The organism is Halomonas sp. BC2 (assembly GCF_002078115.1).
GTDB lineage: Bacteria > Pseudomonadota > Gammaproteobacteria > Pseudomonadales > Halomonadaceae > Vreelandella > Vreelandella stevensii.
The window spans coordinates 145,973-160,704 of sequence record NZ_LFGT01000003.1; the positions used below are offsets into that span (position 1 = coordinate 145,973).

Genomic DNA, 14,732 nt, shown 5'->3' on the forward strand with positions numbered 1-14,732 from the left:
CAACCCCGACGCAAGGCCGCAGCCACGCATACATCGAGCATCACGCCGTGGGTCTGGTGAAGGTCTATCCACGCCTCGCGCAGGTTGAGCTCATCCTGAGGCGGCGTCATCAACGACGACGCATTATGAACGCCGTCGCGGTAGAAGAACACACCGGCAACCCGATGACCACTCACAATGACCTGATGGGCAAAGCGCAGCGCTGAATGAGGAGCGGCACTTGAATACGGAGCGCCCATCACTAACAGGCCATACTGCATGGCTCACCTCTCGTTTTAGCGAAGCCAAAAAACAGACCCTACTGGGTAGGGTCTGTTGGTACTTGCATGATGCTCTCATTCAGTGAGCATCCCTGCTACATCAATCGTTGCTCATGATGCCCAGAATGGACAGCAGGCTGATGAACAGGTTGTAGATCGATACGTAGAGAGTGACGGTCGCCAGAATGTAGTTGGTTTCGCCCGCCCGGTGAACGATCTCACTGGTTTGGTAGAGGATTGCCGCCGAAGCGAACAGCACAAAGCCCGCGGACACCATCAAGGAAAGCGCCGGAATGTTGAAGATCAGCCCGGCGACCATGGCCAACACCAGCACGATCGCGCCAGCCAGCAGGAAGTTGCCCAGGAAGCTAAAGTCTTTCTTGGTCGTCAGCGCAACGGCCGACAGACCAATGAACGTCAGCCCCGTCATGGCCAGCGCGTTCATGATCAGCGCGCCACCGTTGGGCAGTGTCAGGTAGGCCGAGATGATGGGGCCCAGCGTAAAGCCCATGAAACCGGTGAACGCGAAGGTTGCCAGCAGGCCCGCGGCTGAATTGGCAGTCTTGTGCACCAGGAACATCAGGCCGTAGGCGCCGATGAAGAACACGAAAATATTCAGCTGCTGAATACCCATGGCCACGGACACCCCTGCCATGACGGCAGAGAACAGTAGCGTCATCGCCAGCAGCGCGTAGGTGTTGCGCAGAACCTTGTTGGCACTGGCACCACTCACCGTGGTGGTCTGTGCTCTCGCCAGGTTGGAATCGTTAAAAGCCATTATCAGTGCTCCCTATATGGTCATACTCACAACGGACAAGAATGCCGTCCTCAGGTTCCAGACGCAAGTTTTTGTCTTTAAACGCAACGAGTGTCTTGCGCTGTCGCCTCGAGTGGCGATTCCACTATGCTGATATTTTCCAACGTACATTGGACACGACAATGCGCCACAAGATCCCAGTTATCATCTCTTCCGTGGGTTGTTTCGCCTTGGCGGCCACACGCTATGAGGTCGATGGTGTGGCCTTCAGCGTATTCGGCAGCGACCGCTATCACGAACGCGCCTACCAGCAGTCCTGGGCCACGTTTCAACAGTGGCTGGCAGAGATGCTTTAATCAGCACCCAAAAAACCACGGTCAACGAACAACCCTGACCCTTACACGGACGATTCGCTATCGCCCTCTTCGTCCCGATGCGGTGTCACCACGATAGAAGCAGACTGGCGGGCATCCTGAGCGCTGTAGAGACGCGCATCGATCACGTTCAGTACCGCCAACTGGGCAAACAGTACAGCGAAGCAGATAATCAGACCTTTCAACATGGCGGTATTCCTTAGGGGCTAACAGCCTGTTAGCATAATTTGGATGTTAGTCAAATGCTGAAAGAATGCAACGGCACCGAAAAAATAAAATGCCCCAGGCGCGTCAGAACTCTTCGGTATCGATATCCGCCTGCTGTGCATCGCTGTAACGGCTGCCTGCTACCGTCTCTGAGCCCATCATCTGGCGGAGGCTGACCAATACATCCGCATCGAGGCGAAGGTTCTCTGCCGCCAGGTTCTCACGCATGTGCTGGGTAGAACAGCTGCCCGGTATCGGTACGACGTTCTCCCCCTGTGCACAGACCCAGGCCAGCGCCAACTGGGCAGGCGTCCACCCTTGGCGTGCGGCCAGCGCCTTGACATCAGCCAGTGCTTGTACATTCTGCACCAGGTTATCGCCCGTGAAGCGTGGCATGTTGGCCCGCATGTCGCCCTGAGGGAACGTCGTATGCGTGTCCATCGTTCCCGTCAGGAAGCCTCTGCCCAGGGGGCTGAAGGCTACCAACGTCACTCCAAGCGCTTCACAGGCCTGCTTGAGGGCAATTTCGGGGTTGCGGGTCCACAGCGAATACTCGGACTGAACGGCCGCAATGGGGTACTCGGCATGAGCCCTGCGTAACGTCGCTGCTGAAATCTCCGATAGCCCCACCGCGCCCAGCTTGCCCTCCTCTACCAGGCGCCCGAGCGCGCCCACGCTCTCTTCGATCGGCACCTGACGGTCAAGGCGATGCAAATAGTAGATATCGAGATGATCGGTTTTCAGGCGCGCCAAGCTCTCTTCACACTGTCTGCGCAAGGTAGCGGGACGACCGTCGATCACCCGCTGGCCGCGCTCCATGTCCATGGCCATTCCGCCTTTACTGGCCAGCAGCAGCGCGTGACGTTTGTTGGCCAGGGCGCTCCCCAGCAGCCGCTCGTTGGCCGTACCGCCATGCAGCGTGGCGGTATCGAAATGGCGATATCCCATCTCGAAGGCTTCTTCCAGGGCACGGATGGCCTCGGCGTCCGATACGCGTTGGCCATACCCATGGGACAGGTTCATGCAGCCCAGGCCAATGCGGGGTGACCCGACCTCGTTCAAACGCTTCAGAAATCCAGACATGAATAACCTCGACTTGCCTATTCAAGTGATCAGGACACGGCGGCGTGTACGGCTATTTGTTCGGCGAGCCAGTGTGGCACGCGGTGTTCGAGATAATAGCGTGGCCGCCATGGCGTGCCTTCGATAAATCCCACATGACCCCCCTGTGCATGCAGCTCCAGCGTGACGCAAGACGCCCACTCACCGCTCGGCGGCACGCTATGAGGATAAACGAAAGGGTCATCCGACGAATGAATCACCAGCGTGGGTCTTGCGATGCGGCCAATGAAGTAAGCACTGCTGCAACGGCGATAATACTCGGCCGCACTGGCAAACCCATGCAAAGGCGCCGTCACGCGACCATCGAAGTCCCAGAAGGTGCGCATCCCCTCCAGACTTTGCAAAGCGCTCAAACGTGCCAACTCTTCCTCGCGGCCCTGGGCTTCGAACGCGTGACGCTTGTTCTCCACGTAGCGGCGCAGGTCACGCAGAAAGCGCGCCTGATACACCCTGGACGCCCCCTGGCTGATACGGTCGGCACAGTGGTCGAGCCGAAAGGGAACCGACACCGCCACGGCGGCCTGTAAAGGGCACTGCTCGCCGGTTTCTCCCAGGTACTTCAGCAACACATTGCCACCCAAAGAGTAACCGACGGCGGCCAGCGGTTTCTGCGGCGCCCGTGCCACCAGTTGGGCTACGATATCGGCCAGATCCTCGCTGGCCCCGGAGTGATACCCTCGGGCTCGATGATTCGGCTCACCTGAGCAGCCACGCCAGTTCACCGCAACGCTTTGCCAGCCCATGGCCGCCAAGGCCTGCTGCTGGCCAACGATATAGTGAGAAGAAGCACTGCCCGTCAGACCATGCAGCAACAAAGCACAAGGCACCTGTGGCCCTTCAGGCCCATACCAATCCAGGTCGATGAAATCCCCATCCTGCAGGGTCAGGCGTTCACGGTGGCGCGACAGGGCCGCACGGCGACGTAACAGCGGGCTATAAACAGTTTGAAGATGGCCATTGACCAGCCAGCGGGACGGCTGAAACACAGGCAGGGCTCCTGTTACACGCTCAAGTAGCCGATAAGCTTAACAAACTTTCGGCAACCGTTGCCGATATGCGCTAGGGTTAACGTACCCATCATGACCAAGGAGAGGATTATGGAACGTTTTGCCGTCTACCGTGCAGTAAAGGAAGGTGCCGAAATCGACGACCAGCCCGAGTGGCGGGTGGTCGACACGAGGGATGAAAACGAACGCGACGGCGAGCTGGTTCGCCATCGAGGCGCCACCAAGCCAGAAGCCGACGATGTGGCCAATACTCTCAACGAGCAAACACACGACGAGCAGCCATAAGGCTACTCATCCACGTCGACCTTGCGCAAGTCTTTCACGGCCACACCTTCCGGCAAATCGTCGGGCTGAGCAGCCAGCCACACGGGCGACAGGTCGCTATCCTCTCGCCCATCGTCATGACGATGCCCCGGTATTCGATAGACCACCCGCTCTCGGCGATGATCCCAGGCAAACACTTTATCCATAGTGCGCTCCTGCGCAAGTGATACCTCGATCAAAACCCGCCTTGGCGGGTTTTGATGCGTCATGTCAGGCGCTTTCTCAAGGCCTTTCCCACAGCATGTCACCGGTGGGGCCGTCCAGGCGCAGAACCTCGATACTCAACTGCGCATCGTCGCTGATCGACGGACTCCCCCATGCTTCGGTGCTATCCGGGGCCAGGCTCCACTCCAGCGTTTCACCGGGCTCGATGCCCCCGGAAATGGTATAGAAGAAGGTTTCATCCATCCAGGGCGTCGACCGCCCCGGGCTTTGCAGTACGCCTCGAAAATGGGCCTGTGCCACCGGTTCGCCCGTATTGTTGGTCACTCGAAGTTCGATCACCGGCGTGCTGCCAGAGCCAGCACTTGCGGCCCACTCAACCCGTGCAAACTGCGCCGGGCCTCGGTCGCGAGGGCTGGTTGAGAGGAGCGCGTCGTTGGGTGGTTTTGGGCTTGGTCTTGTTAGAACCATTAGCCTATAATCGTACGGAGAACCCGTACACCAAGAGGTGGCTATGGATACCATCAGTGTCAACAAATTCAGAGATAATCTGAAAAGCGTCGTAGAGCAAGTGGTGAGCAGGCATGAGCCTCTCAAGGTAACGCGACGAGCCGGAGAAGCCTTTATTGTGATGAGCGCCGACGACTGGGAACAGGAACAGGAAACGCTTCACGTTCTCCAAAGCAAACATCTCATGCAGCAGATAGCCGACTCCCTTGAGACCCACACACGTGGCAAAGGCTATCAACCGACTGTCGAGCAGATGAATGAGATCACTGGTCTTTGAGGGCAACACCTGGGAAGCGTATGAGGCCATGCGCGAAAATAACAAACGATTACACAAGGCCTTGTGCAAACTACTCAAGGAGATGCTGCGATCTGAGGATCCGTCTTCCGGCTTTGGCAAGCCTGAACCACTGAAACACAACCTCGCTGGGCTATGGTCTAAGCGCATATCGCAAAAGGATCGTTTGATCTATCGGTTCGACGAACGGTCCATTTATATTTTTGCTATTGGTGGTCACTACGATCAGTTTTGATGCTTGGCTTATGGGCCCCACGTCTTCGTCCAGCCCAGAAAGTGCAACCCAAAGGCAAGAGCGGCAAGGCAGACTGAAAGCTGAACCAGATCCGCAAGCTGTATGGTGTGGAAAAGCAGGCGAAGGCCCTGCACTATAGCGGTCGCTTTGTGGTCGGGCATCCTGGATGCCGAGGACAACATGCGGCCAGACTCTATGGGCTACGTGTTCTATCGGAAGGTATGGTAGGCTTTCCAGAGTTCACCCTTCTGTTGAAGGTTGAGCCAGAAATCAGGCGTGTTACCAAACACAGTGGCCAGCATAATGGCGGTTTCAGCAGACAATGCGCGTTTGTTGTTACAGATTTCATTAACAACACGCGGCGCAACGCCCATTTGGCAGGCAAGCGCCGATTGAGTCATCTCAAGCGGCTCCAAAAATTCATAAATGAGCATTTCACCGACGGTTGTGGGCTTTCGCTCTGTCATCATCATGACGTCACCTATAGGTGTGCGGATCCAAATAAATATCTCAAGCATGGCCATCTGACCATTCAAAAATCAGACGATATTGCCTGTTTACACGGATTGCGCATAAGTGGGACATATTTCCATCCAGATGCTTGAATCGGTTGCCGGGAGGAACTCTGAGGTCAGCTTCCGAGGTAGATGCATCTATCAAATCCAGCTTTCTGTTGAGAGCGCTTTCAATAGACGCGGGTATCGGGCCCGGATTTTAGTTTCTTGGTTTGTCTGAGACTCAGAATGTTTCTTCATGCAAAAATCTCCTTGGGGGGGGGGCTCTCTTTTATTAAGCCGCACTAGACACCAACTTTGCCTCAGGAGCAAGTGCAACGCACTCCGGGGGGGCGTCGCGAGCTGGACGACTTCAACATAGCAGCCTTAAAAGTTTTTAACGTAATATCAAGCAGTTTAGAAAAACGTCTAACCCGTTCAAGCGAATTATTGAACGAGTTAGAAAAAATCAACAGCTTGCTTAAGTCAGCAAAAGAAAACCTTAAACAAAAATTCTTACATTGGCCTGAATTAGTAGTTCACGACATTGTGCGTCATAAAGCTCTATTGGGTTATAAATAATATTTACCCTATTAAAATTACGTGGTTTATTATCTGGTGGATAAAGAACTTACACACTCGCCATGGTAAGTGATGGAGTTGCTTCCGGAAGAAGATATTGTGACATTTGAGGGTATGCGCAAGGAAAATGTATAGTTTTGCCCCTGAAAGCTCGCAGACATAAGGCCAGATCCGGTGCTAAGTGGGACAGGAGAAGCAGTGCCAACTTGCAATGTATTATTTTCGCCTCCCATACCACCTCGGTCTACTAATAACATCAATGGCAAATGCTCAAACTTACATGCAATGGCAACTATATTGTCTTCTTGACGGCCTTCATTGGCTGATGCTAGTGGAGTAATGCCAAAGGCAGACAATAATAAGAGAGTTGTTATACATGCTTTCATGTCAGGTCACCTGATGTTTAGCAAACAAAATTACTAGCGAGGAGTTACAGAATAACGACTTCTGTTATCGTGAAACCTAAGATCGTATTCAATCAAGCTTCTGTCATATGAAGCTAATTCGCATGTTATACGAAAAAAATCTTGGGAGCGATAATCTACATTCATCACCCTAAAACAACCCATCATTTTAGAGTTAATCATAAGCCCCAGTGTATCACAGACATTGTTGTCTTTTCCTTCACACCCTGGGTGTTGAGTTTGTTGAGCTAATGCATAATTGCCTAGCAACAAAACCGAGCACAAAAAAATTATAATTTTCAGCATCGAAATCTCTCCTAATCCTTCTTGAAGGAACCACAATTCTCGAATTAAGTCAATGGAGCACTGTGAAAAAGGTGGGTGAGATAGAAACCCTGACTGGCCGAAAGCGTACTAAAGAGCAATGCGCCGCGCTTGATGCCATGGGGGTGCGCTGGAAGCTCAGCGCCAGCGGCGCGCTGATCGTGGGTCGTCGCCACGTTGAGCAAGTGTTATGCGGCGAGAACACCAGTCAGGTGCCTGAAACCAAGCGACCCAACTTTGAGGCCTTACACGCATGACGCAAGAGAACCAGCACTTCACGGGTCACGGACTTCCGCATCCACGATTTGAGAAACACGTGCGCCAGCTGGATGATCAGCGAAGGCGTGCCCCTCATGTACGTCAAAGAAGTGCTCGGGCACTCCACCGTGAAGATGACCAAGAAATAGGCGCACTTGGCGCCGCATCGGTCACGCGATGCAGTAAACCAGCTGGGCAAACGTATAAAAGGAGGCTCCCCGCCTGAGGTGGCTCAGGATTTACAGGCGCAATCTGGACACCGTGAAAGACCGGTGCATTTTATTGAGGGCTTACCAGGGAGGAAGCGCAGGGCTTAAAACGAAAAAAGCCCCTGACGAATCAGGAGCTTTTTCAAATAAGTGGCGGAGGGACAGGGACTATCCGATTCGCCACCCAAGCCTTTGAAATCCTTGACATACAGCGGATTTCTGCTATTTTGGGACAAATCTTTGGGACAAATTAGCGGGAATCGCATGGCTGACAATCTGGTTTTGAAAGGTTCCACTTGGCATGTTCGCCTCGAACTGCCTGCTGATGTGCGACATGCATTTGGAAATCGTAGGAAGCTAACGAAATCGCTCAAGACTGGAAACAAAGTAGAAGCACACATCAGAAAGCTACCTGTCCTGAGTGAGTGGAAGGCACGGGTCCGCCAAGCCAGACGAGGTGTTGAGCAAGACATTCTTGATAATGAGTTGTATTCGTATCACTCGGCAGGTCTGGGGCTGAGAAGAATATATCAAGATATTCTTATGAATCACATTTATGGCAAGATCGACTTTAACAAGAAAATTGTCAAAAACAACAACGAGCTGAATAAAAAACATCTTGTATATATTTTTGAAAATGATGCGGATGGTCTTAAAAAGTGGAATGATAAGCTAGATGATATAGAAAACCGCTTCCCTGAAAATGAGCGGGCTAGTGCTGAGCTTGTGCTTGAATATCAGCAGATCAGCCAAGATATCCGCAACCTCATTAACCACTGGGGCTTCAAAGATAAGGGATTCAGTGAAAAGCAGGCTGACGAGTTAATCAGCACAATAAACAATCCTGAAGACTTTAAGCCGAAATCCCCTTTCACTTCGCAACGGCTCGATGCTTTCGCTAAACATCAAGTCGAAATTAAAGGGCTGGCTCAAAAAACTGTTGACACTTTTAGATCCAAACTGAAAGTGCTTAAAAATTATCTTGAAAAAGAAGGGATTGAATTATCATTTGAAAGCTACCAGCAGTTTTTAGACAGCTTGAATGTAAGCACAAGCACAAAGAAAAACCACATCCATGCTGGCTCAAGCTTTCACAAGTGGGCTTCAAAATACGACAAAGACTATAAAAGTCGATATGACACAAGAGACAACCCGTTCTTAGGGCACGAGTTGCCAAATGATAAGAAGAAAGGCAAAAAGAAGGAAGAGAAACGACTAGCCTTCAAAACTGAAGAGGTCAAGAAATTGTATGAGTTCGCTATATCGAAGCGAAAGCATCAGGTCGCTTATGCTATAAAAATCGCCGGTTTAACAGGTTGTCGTATCGAAGAAATATGTAGGCTAACAAAAAACCATATTGTGGCTGAAAATGGGGTTTTAAGCCTGTATATTGAGGAAGGCAAGACAGATGCGAGCATCAGAAAAATTCCAATCCATCCAAGCCTTAAATCGCTGATTGATCAGTTAGTTAAAAATGCCGACGATGGTGGTTATTTAATCCATAGCTCTGGGGGTAATCAATACGGCATCCGCTCGGACTCAATCAGTAAGGCATTTGGACGAATCAAGCGAGACCTTGGCTATGATACTCGCTATGTATTTCACAGTATCCGAAAAACTGTCATCACGTCATTACAGCATAACGACGTTAAGCCCCTTGTTATTGCATCAATAGTTGGTCACGAAACGGGCACTGTCACATTTGATATATATAGCGAAGGGGCGAGTGCCAAACAAAAGCGGGATGCAATAGAAACTCTACCAAACCTATAACTCGCCCATTGTATAATCTGGTCGGCTTTTAACTTTTTTCATTTTCAATCATATGAAGAGAAAGCTCGTCAAATAGTAATCGTGATTTTTCATCAAGGCTTCTGTATTTATTTAACAGTGGTATGGTTTTGTAATTAAACAGGTAGCGGTCAAGCCAGCCGGCAGGGATGAGCAATCTCTTTTCTATCTCCCTCGTAATTTTATTAGAAAAGCTTTTCTGGCCACAGACCACATAGCTTATATAACGTTGGTCTATGCCAGGGATGTCGATTTTTTTAGCTAGGCACTCTTGGGTGGGAACGGCTAATTTATTTATGTTTTTCTGCAAAGTGGTTGTATTCATAATATTGACTCGGTTATTTTTTATTTTCCGCATTATCTTTTGAGAACTTAGGGTATTTTACTAGGCCCTTATAGACGAGAGCCCCATAGCACATACAACAAAGCGAGAGAAGTATCATATACTTTGCTTTTACGATTAAAGAAAAACAGTCAGGGCGAAAGCTTGAAGTGTCGCATAGAAAAGTTTCATGGAAAAAAGGGCGATCAAAGTTAATCGAAAGCAAGTCCATACCATAATAAAGGCTAGCTAACAATCCAATGTCAGGATAATAATTTGAAGAAAGAAGCAACCAAGCAAAAATCGAAAAACCTGAAACAATAATTATTATCAAGCCCACTCTTTTGTTATCTGACATTGGCCACACCCTCCAGTTTTGATTAGTAAATATACCATTGACCAAACCTCAAGTCCACTGAGAGATACTTAACAGGCTTATAATTAAGTTGTATGTTATAATGTAGTTATTGGTGAGTGGTTTTAAGCCAGCACACCGCTCCGTCCCCTCCGGGGACTACACTGCTGGTGAGGGGGCAAGCCCCCTTCAATCCCCCAAAACCAAAAAAATAATAAAGGAGAAATGACATGGACGTTATTGATAAAAACAAAAACCAACTAAAGCGAACCATTGAAATGAAGGTTCGTGTGAATGATATTGAGTATAAAAAAATTAAAGAACTGGCTTACCTATACGGTAAACCTATGGCTGACATTTTTAGGGAGTCAGCCTTAACTGTTTCAAAATCACATAAGGGTGGTCGAAAAACTCAAAGAGCGGACCCTGCTTTAATAAGGGGTATAGCAAGAATCGGCAACAACTTAAATCAAATTGCCAAACAAGTTAATAGCACAGCTAAAGCTGGAGATGCTATTAACGTATTGGAATTGATTGATGTTCTTCACGGCATAAGAGCAGAAACAGAAAACTCAAGGAGCAACAGCAACACAAGGAAGTGTCAAATGATAGTTAAGTTTAGAAAACAAAAGCGAGGTGTCCCTAAAAACCCGCTCAGGGCGGCGAAAGGTGCCACAGGCTATCTGCTAGGCAACAAAGACCATAAAGGCCGTGAGCGAGCTTTTAAGCCCCTTCTGCTAGCTGGTTCGCCCGATGAATTCGAGCAGATTGTGGGTTTTGGCAATAGAGCCGGTCAGTATACGAGCGGTGGCTTGTATTTCGAGGAAACGAGAGAACAGCTAGTTGAGAAGCACGGAAGTAATCAAGCAGTAGATAAAATATTTAAAGATATAATGGAAAGATTTGAAGAAACCCTTTTCCCAGGTCTCGACAAGGACCAGTATTGCGGTGTTTGGATTCTTCATGAAGACAAAAGCAATATTGAATTAAACTTCATATTTGCAAAAGAAGAACTTAGAAGCGGAAAGCGATTAAATCCTTATTTTCATAAAGACGACCTACAGCGAGTCAATGCTTTTAAAAACATAATCAACCACGAGTATGATTTAAGCGACCCTGGGACCCCAGACAAGAAAAGGGCATCAACACCTGAGTTTTTTAATGAATACAAGCCAGTTGATGGAGCCAGCCCAGAGAGTAGCAGAAGGCATTTCAAAAAGGCTTTGACTGAATATATTTCCCAACTTGTTGAAGACGGATTTTACAAAAACAGGGACGAACTTATCGACTCGCTAAACACGACAGAATATAAAGTTTCAAGAGCCACAAAGAAGTCTATTTCAGTTATAAATCCCGAAACTGGCAAACCTGCAAGACTTGCAGGGGCTATCTTCGAAGAGGGAGCGGACTACAAGCACTTTTCAAGCGAAGATTACAGAAATGAACTCATGAGAAGATACGAAGAAGAGCGACTTGAAAAAATAAACAAACAAAAAGAAATATACGAAGAGAAAATGGATGAAAAAAAGAAAATACCTTATAAGCAAATATAACAAGGAGAATGGCTATGGAACAGCACATCAAAGAAATGATTTCAAACTTCATAATGAATCAAGAAGCGAGAATGAAGAAACTAGAAGAAGAGAATCAAGCATTGAGTCAAGAATTGACAGAAACGAACGAGCTTTTCTCGAAAGCCACAATGCTTTACGAGAACAAGCTGAACGACTTCAAAATGGCAGTTTCAAAAGATTTGAACGAAATGTCGAGAAGTTTAGAAGCACATCTAACCCATTCAACCGAATTGTTGAACGAATTAGAGAGATTAACGACTCGCTTAAAATAAAGGCCAAGAAGAAAAGCCTAAAAAACGACAAAGGCTTTTCAATGTAAAAGGGGCATTATTCGCCCCTTATGTTAAGTATTTCCGCTTTCAATAACTCATTTTTGCTTTCAAGAATGGCTTGCTTGTTGTAATACACGAAGCCATTACCTTCCACCTTCAGCACTATACCGCCCTCTATGACTTTGGCGGTATCGCTTGGATTTCCACTGAATAAATCGCAAAGCATATTTTCCATATCGCCCTCCTATGCTGCTTTCTTTTTTTCAGGTGGCTTCAAATAGTCTGAATCAACATCAAACGGGTCTTTTCTAAAATTAGCATTCCCGCCAAAGTTGTCTAATTCCCCAATCACTTTTCTGTGGAAATTAACATCCTTCTTCCACAAAATGCGAGGAGAAATTTCAATTCTTTCAAAAGCTGAACCAGATTTTTTAAAGTCTATTATATGTAATTCCTTTAGTTTTTTGAAAGACTTTGAAACCACTGTTGCATCAAGCCCCAACTCTTCAGCTATTGCTTTTTGTGTTTTTTTAACTCTATTCATATTAACTACATTATGCTTGCTTACCCTATTTGTTAAGTAGTTATAAACTGCATTATCAGTATTGTTGATGAGCTTTGTTTTTAAAAACAAAATCTCTTTTTCAATTCTGTTTTTTTGCTTTTCGTCTTCTGTGCTTTTCTTTTCAGATTTTAGTTGAAGTATTCTTTTTCTGATTTTTGTCTCATATTGTTCTAATCCCATAGTGTAACTCCCCTTGTTCTGTCCGTGAAGAAAAAAGCCACGGTAAAAACCACCTATTTTATTGTTGCTTTCATCTTCACTATTGTTATTTTCTAGTTCTGTGTTATAATTGTCCATATAAAAGGATCTCCTTTTTACTCAGATTAAAGTTAAAAGCACTCTTGCAGGAGTGCTTTTTTATTATAACACAAAAAGGTTTATATTGAAAGACTTTCAAGATATATTGAAAGTCTTTCAAGTAATGATTTTCATATGTCCCGCAAAAATGCTTGAAGAATGACTTTTTTTAAAAACGACCTATTTATATATATGGTCTTCTATGCTGTGATTATCCTGTAAATCTTTCAAGAGAACTTGAAAGTCTTTCAAGCCTTGATTTTCATATTTCCTATAGAAGTGCTCAAAGAATGACTTTTTTCAAAAACGACCTATTTATATAGTCTTTTATGAGCCATTTTTTTTATTGAAAACCACACCAAGCCCGCTCTCGCGGGCATCTCTTTGTTTTCGACCCTACCGCCCTATCGGGCTCTCGTTCGCTTCGCTCACTCACCTCCCGCCCTTCGGTTGGGGCTATTGAGTAAGGAGGAATTGGCTTTCTCTATCGTTAGCCTTCCGGTTTCGTGGTGGTAGCGACCAAGCCGGGCTTCGGCTAGAAGCCTCCAGAAGCTCGCCTGAGCGGTTTTGTGTGTGAAGGTATGGAAGCGGGCAGGGTTGGGTTAGGAAACGGCTCAGAACCGCTTTTAGACGGGGGAGATTTTGGGACAAAAGGTTGGGACAAATCGAAAAAGAAAAAGCCTCGCAACCTGTTGATTTGCGGGGCTTTTTCAGATCTGGCGGAGGGACAGGGATTCGAACCCTGGATAGGCTATTAACCTATGCCGGTTTTCAAGACCGGTGCATTCAACCGCTCTGCCATCCCTCCGGCTTATGGGTGCGTATAATAACAGCTTTCCCTTGGAAGTCAACGCCTTTTGAATCAATTAGTAGAGTCTTAAGCCTACTCGGGTAATGTCGCCGCCTTCCATCTCGCTGACCACCCAGTGAATGCCGTGCCAGTCCACGTCGTCCCCTACCACTGGGTGGCCGCCTACCCGCAGGGAGACGAACTCGGCCAGGGTCATCTCCTGCTCGCCGGGGCTCAGGGTCAGGCCGTAGGCCTGGGCAATGTCTTGCATCTGAGCGGTGCCGTCCAGGGTAAAGGTACCGAAGAACGCCCGCTCCTGCTTGAGCTTGGCATCGCCATTGAACAAGCGATTCAGGGCCACCAGGTCTTCACTGCGACCAATCACGCAGATCACATCGCCCAGCTTCAGTCGGGTGCTGCCTTTGGGGTGGAGCATGACGTGGTTGCGAAACAGCGCCGAGATCAAGGCGCCCGAGGGAAACCGCAGCAGCCGGATAGGCACATCGTCCAGGTCCTGGTTTTCCACCGTGTAGACGAACATTTCAAAATCGTTTTCCGGCAGGATGCCCAGCGGGCCGCGACGATTAGGCGTGGTGCCCACCGGCACCTGCACCTTCAGCCAGCGGGCCACCAGGTTGAGCGAACCGCCTTGAATCAGCAGCGACATCAACACCACGGCGAAGGCCACATTGAAGTAGAGCGAGGCATTTTCGACGCCGCCAATAACCGGGAAAATGGCCAGCACGATAGGCACGGCACCCCGCAAGCCTACCCAGGCAATAAAGAAGGTCTCGCGCCAGCGGAACTTGAAAAACGGCTTGATGGTGATCAGTACCGCCAGCGGCCGCGCGACAAAGATCAATGCCAACGCCACTAAACTGGCCGGCAGCGCCACTTCCCAGAGCTGGCTGGGCACGACCAGCAGGCCCAGCACCAGAAACAGGCCAATCTGGCTTAACCAGGCCAGCCCGTCATGCACCGGTAGAATAAAGTTGAGGTGCCTGCCTGGCTGATTGCCGATCATCAACCCAGCCAGGTAAATGGCCAGGAAGCCACTGCCGCCCAGCACGCTGGTAAGGCCAAAGACACTGAACCCCAAGGCAAGCGCCAGCATGGAGTAGAGGCCTGGCGCCAGGTCCAGCCAGCGCAACAACTTGGCGCTGCCCCAGCCGCCCGCCACGCCCACCAGCAGGCCGATGCCGAACTGAGAAACGAAGAACAGCAGCGTCTCGCTGATGCCAC

The 14,732-nt window shown here is 49.0% G+C and carries 23 protein-coding genes, 1 tRNA gene and 1 pseudogene; 10 read left to right on the forward strand and 15 right to left on the reverse strand.

Annotated elements, in window-relative coordinates:
* Both tusD and B7L71_RS02140 read right to left on the reverse strand, forming a co-directional pair.
* Positions 1 to 260: sulfurtransferase complex subunit TusD (tusD, locus tag B7L71_RS02135; RefSeq protein WP_081135663.1), on the reverse strand; the 260-nt coding region annotated here is incomplete at its 3' end.
* A gap of 100 nt (positions 261 to 360) precedes the next feature.
* Positions 361 to 1,038, reverse strand: a complete 678-nt coding sequence (locus tag B7L71_RS02140; protein ID WP_039177898.1) for a Bax inhibitor-1/YccA family protein — start codon at positions 1,036 to 1,038, stop codon at positions 361 to 363.
* 161 nt (positions 1,039 to 1,199) lie between these two features.
* Between B7L71_RS02140 and B7L71_RS17520 the strand changes: the two genes are divergently transcribed.
* Positions 1,200 to 1,373, forward strand: coding sequence for a hypothetical protein (locus B7L71_RS17520; RefSeq protein WP_249273152.1), 174 nt, complete (start codon positions 1,200 to 1,202; stop codon positions 1,371 to 1,373).
* A 41-nt stretch (positions 1,374 to 1,414) separates the two neighbouring features.
* Here B7L71_RS17520 and B7L71_RS17240 read toward each other — a convergent pair whose 3' ends face one another.
* From B7L71_RS17240 to B7L71_RS02150, 3 genes are all read right to left on the reverse strand, one after another.
* On the reverse strand, positions 1,415 to 1,579 hold the full coding sequence (locus tag B7L71_RS17240) for a hypothetical protein (protein WP_170919415.1): 165 nt from the start codon (positions 1,577 to 1,579) through the stop codon (positions 1,415 to 1,417).
* A gap of 103 nt (positions 1,580 to 1,682) precedes the next feature.
* Positions 1,683 to 2,681: an aldo/keto reductase gene (locus tag B7L71_RS02145; protein WP_081135664.1), complete on the reverse strand. Its 999-nt coding sequence runs from the start codon at positions 2,679 to 2,681 to the stop codon at positions 1,683 to 1,685.
* A gap of 29 nt (positions 2,682 to 2,710) precedes the next feature.
* Positions 2,711 to 3,706, reverse strand: coding sequence for a hydrolase (locus tag B7L71_RS02150; protein ID WP_081135667.1), 996 nt, complete (start codon positions 3,704 to 3,706; stop codon positions 2,711 to 2,713).
* 111 nt (positions 3,707 to 3,817) lie between these two features.
* Between B7L71_RS02150 and B7L71_RS02155 the strand changes: the two genes are divergently transcribed.
* Complete coding sequence (locus tag B7L71_RS02155; RefSeq protein WP_081135670.1) at positions 3,818 to 4,012, forward strand: hypothetical protein; 195 nt, start codon at positions 3,818 to 3,820, stop codon at positions 4,010 to 4,012.
* 2 nt (positions 4,013 to 4,014) lie between these two features.
* Here B7L71_RS02155 and B7L71_RS02160 read toward each other — a convergent pair whose 3' ends face one another.
* Together B7L71_RS02160 and B7L71_RS02165 are read right to left on the reverse strand one after the other, a co-directional pair.
* A complete protein-coding gene (locus B7L71_RS02160; RefSeq protein WP_081135673.1) occupies positions 4,015 to 4,197 on the reverse strand; it encodes a hypothetical protein in 183 nt (60 codons plus the stop codon).
* 76 nt (positions 4,198 to 4,273) lie between these two features.
* Positions 4,274 to 4,540: a hypothetical protein gene (locus B7L71_RS02165; protein ID WP_081135676.1), complete on the reverse strand. Its 267-nt coding sequence runs from the start codon at positions 4,538 to 4,540 to the stop codon at positions 4,274 to 4,276.
* Between the two features lie 187 nt (positions 4,541 to 4,727).
* Between B7L71_RS02165 and B7L71_RS02170 the strand changes: the two genes are divergently transcribed.
* Both B7L71_RS02170 and B7L71_RS02175 read left to right on the forward strand, forming a co-directional pair.
* Entirely contained in the window at positions 4,728 to 5,000 is a 273-nt protein-coding gene (locus B7L71_RS02170; protein ID WP_016913873.1) for a type II toxin-antitoxin system Phd/YefM family antitoxin, read from the forward strand.
* Positions 4,981 to 5,253: a Txe/YoeB family addiction module toxin gene (locus tag B7L71_RS02175; RefSeq protein ID WP_081135679.1), complete on the forward strand. Its 273-nt coding sequence runs from the start codon at positions 4,981 to 4,983 to the stop codon at positions 5,251 to 5,253. The genes B7L71_RS02170 and B7L71_RS02175 overlap by 20 nt, the downstream gene beginning before the upstream one ends.
* A gap of 209 nt (positions 5,254 to 5,462) precedes the next feature.
* On the opposite strand, the gene B7L71_RS02180 is transcribed toward B7L71_RS02175, so the two are convergent.
* Positions 5,463 to 5,726: a HigA family addiction module antitoxin gene (locus tag B7L71_RS02180; protein WP_081135843.1), complete on the reverse strand. Its 264-nt coding sequence runs from the start codon at positions 5,724 to 5,726 to the stop codon at positions 5,463 to 5,465.
* Positions 5,727 to 5,763: 37 nt separating this feature from the next.
* On the reverse strand, positions 5,764 to 5,955 hold the full coding sequence (locus B7L71_RS02185) for a type II toxin-antitoxin system RelE/ParE family toxin (RefSeq protein WP_081135682.1): 192 nt from the start codon (positions 5,953 to 5,955) through the stop codon (positions 5,764 to 5,766).
* A gap of 125 nt (positions 5,956 to 6,080) precedes the next feature.
* Here B7L71_RS02185 and B7L71_RS16900 point away from each other — a divergent pair, with 125 nt between their 5' ends.
* The 4 genes and pseudogenes from B7L71_RS16900 to B7L71_RS02200 all read left to right on the forward strand — a co-directional run bounded on the left by B7L71_RS16900 (position 6,081) and on the right by B7L71_RS02200 (position 9,297).
* Positions 6,081 to 6,329: a hypothetical protein gene (locus tag B7L71_RS16900; RefSeq protein WP_139790017.1), complete on the forward strand. Its 249-nt coding sequence runs from the start codon at positions 6,081 to 6,083 to the stop codon at positions 6,327 to 6,329.
* Positions 6,330 to 7,101: 772 nt separating this feature from the next.
* Entirely contained in the window at positions 7,102 to 7,314 is a 213-nt protein-coding gene (locus tag B7L71_RS02190) for a DUF4224 domain-containing protein (protein WP_139790018.1), read from the forward strand.
* Positions 7,315 to 7,350: 36 nt separating this feature from the next.
* Positions 7,351 to 7,464 (forward strand): annotated as a pseudogene (locus tag B7L71_RS17945) (tyrosine-type recombinase/integrase); the annotation flags it as partial.
* Positions 7,465 to 7,788: 324 nt separating this feature from the next.
* Positions 7,789 to 9,297 (forward strand): tyrosine-type recombinase/integrase, encoded by a 1,509-nt coding sequence (locus B7L71_RS02200; protein ID WP_081135687.1) that lies wholly within the window; start codon positions 7,789 to 7,791, stop codon positions 9,295 to 9,297.
* A gap of 28 nt (positions 9,298 to 9,325) precedes the next feature.
* Here the strand turns inward: B7L71_RS02200 and B7L71_RS02205 are convergent, their stop codons facing one another.
* Entirely contained in the window at positions 9,326 to 9,640 is a 315-nt protein-coding gene (locus tag B7L71_RS02205) for a hypothetical protein (protein WP_081135690.1), read from the reverse strand.
* A gap of 13 nt (positions 9,641 to 9,653) precedes the next feature.
* Positions 9,654 to 9,995: a hypothetical protein gene (locus B7L71_RS16910; protein ID WP_139790019.1), complete on the reverse strand. Its 342-nt coding sequence runs from the start codon at positions 9,993 to 9,995 to the stop codon at positions 9,654 to 9,656.
* A 227-nt stretch (positions 9,996 to 10,222) separates the two neighbouring features.
* Between B7L71_RS16910 and B7L71_RS02210 the strand changes: the two genes are divergently transcribed.
* Together B7L71_RS02210 and B7L71_RS02215 are read left to right on the forward strand one after the other, a co-directional pair.
* Complete coding sequence (locus B7L71_RS02210; RefSeq protein ID WP_081135692.1) at positions 10,223 to 11,545, forward strand: plasmid mobilization protein; 1,323 nt, start codon at positions 10,223 to 10,225, stop codon at positions 11,543 to 11,545.
* 14 nt (positions 11,546 to 11,559) lie between these two features.
* Entirely contained in the window at positions 11,560 to 11,838 is a 279-nt protein-coding gene (locus B7L71_RS02215) for a hypothetical protein (protein ID WP_081135695.1), read from the forward strand.
* Between the two features lie 55 nt (positions 11,839 to 11,893).
* Here the strand turns inward: B7L71_RS02215 and B7L71_RS02220 are convergent, their stop codons facing one another.
* From B7L71_RS02220 to B7L71_RS02235, 4 genes are all read right to left on the reverse strand, one after another.
* Positions 11,894 to 12,073 carry a hypothetical protein gene (locus B7L71_RS02220; RefSeq protein WP_081135697.1) on the reverse strand — a complete coding sequence of 60 codons (180 nt, stop codon included), beginning with the start codon at positions 12,071 to 12,073 and terminating at the stop codon, positions 11,894 to 11,896.
* A gap of 9 nt (positions 12,074 to 12,082) precedes the next feature.
* Positions 12,083 to 12,700, reverse strand: a complete 618-nt coding sequence (locus B7L71_RS02225; RefSeq protein WP_081135700.1) for a replication/maintenance protein RepL — start codon at positions 12,698 to 12,700, stop codon at positions 12,083 to 12,085.
* A 717-nt stretch (positions 12,701 to 13,417) separates the two neighbouring features.
* Positions 13,418 to 13,508: transfer RNA gene (locus B7L71_RS02230), tRNA-Ser, on the reverse strand.
* 58 nt (positions 13,509 to 13,566) lie between these two features.
* Positions 13,567 to 14,732 (reverse strand): potassium/proton antiporter (locus tag B7L71_RS02235; protein WP_081135702.1); only part of this gene is annotated, 1,166 nt, incomplete at its 5' end.

Coding starts and splice junctions, on each gene's coding strand:
- B7L71_RS16910 (WP_139790019.1), bottom strand. CDS start 9,995: ATGTCAGATAACAAAAGAGTGGGCTTGATAATAATTATTGTTTCAGGT.
- B7L71_RS02170 (WP_016913873.1), top strand. CDS start 4,728: ATGGATACCATCAGTGTCAACAAATTCAGAGATAATCTGAAAAGCGTC.
- B7L71_RS17520 (WP_249273152.1), top strand. CDS start 1,200: ATGCGCCACAAGATCCCAGTTATCATCTCTTCCGTGGGTTGTTTCGCC.
- B7L71_RS02145 (WP_081135664.1), bottom strand. CDS start 2,681: ATGTCTGGATTTCTGAAGCGTTTGAACGAGGTCGGGTCACCCCGCATT.
- B7L71_RS02155 (WP_081135670.1), top strand. CDS start 3,818: ATGGAACGTTTTGCCGTCTACCGTGCAGTAAAGGAAGGTGCCGAAATC.
- B7L71_RS02215 (WP_081135695.1), top strand. CDS start 11,560: ATGGAACAGCACATCAAAGAAATGATTTCAAACTTCATAATGAATCAA.
- B7L71_RS02175 (WP_081135679.1), top strand. CDS start 4,981: ATGAGATCACTGGTCTTTGAGGGCAACACCTGGGAAGCGTATGAGGCC.
- B7L71_RS02210 (WP_081135692.1), top strand. CDS start 10,223: ATGGACGTTATTGATAAAAACAAAAACCAACTAAAGCGAACCATTGAA.
- B7L71_RS02220 (WP_081135697.1), bottom strand. CDS start 12,073: ATGGAAAATATGCTTTGCGATTTATTCAGTGGAAATCCAAGCGATACC.
- B7L71_RS02205 (WP_081135690.1), bottom strand. CDS start 9,640: ATGAATACAACCACTTTGCAGAAAAACATAAATAAATTAGCCGTTCCC.
- B7L71_RS17240 (WP_170919415.1), bottom strand. CDS start 1,579: ATGTTGAAAGGTCTGATTATCTGCTTCGCTGTACTGTTTGCCCAGTTG.
- B7L71_RS02180 (WP_081135843.1), bottom strand. CDS start 5,726: ATGATGATGACAGAGCGAAAGCCCACAACCGTCGGTGAAATGCTCATT.
- B7L71_RS02160 (WP_081135673.1), bottom strand. CDS start 4,197: ATGGATAAAGTGTTTGCCTGGGATCATCGCCGAGAGCGGGTGGTCTAT.
- B7L71_RS02200 (WP_081135687.1), top strand. CDS start 7,789: ATGGCTGACAATCTGGTTTTGAAAGGTTCCACTTGGCATGTTCGCCTC.
- B7L71_RS02140 (WP_039177898.1), bottom strand. CDS start 1,038: ATGGCTTTTAACGATTCCAACCTGGCGAGAGCACAGACCACCACGGTG.
- B7L71_RS02225 (WP_081135700.1), bottom strand. CDS start 12,700: ATGGACAATTATAACACAGAACTAGAAAATAACAATAGTGAAGATGAA.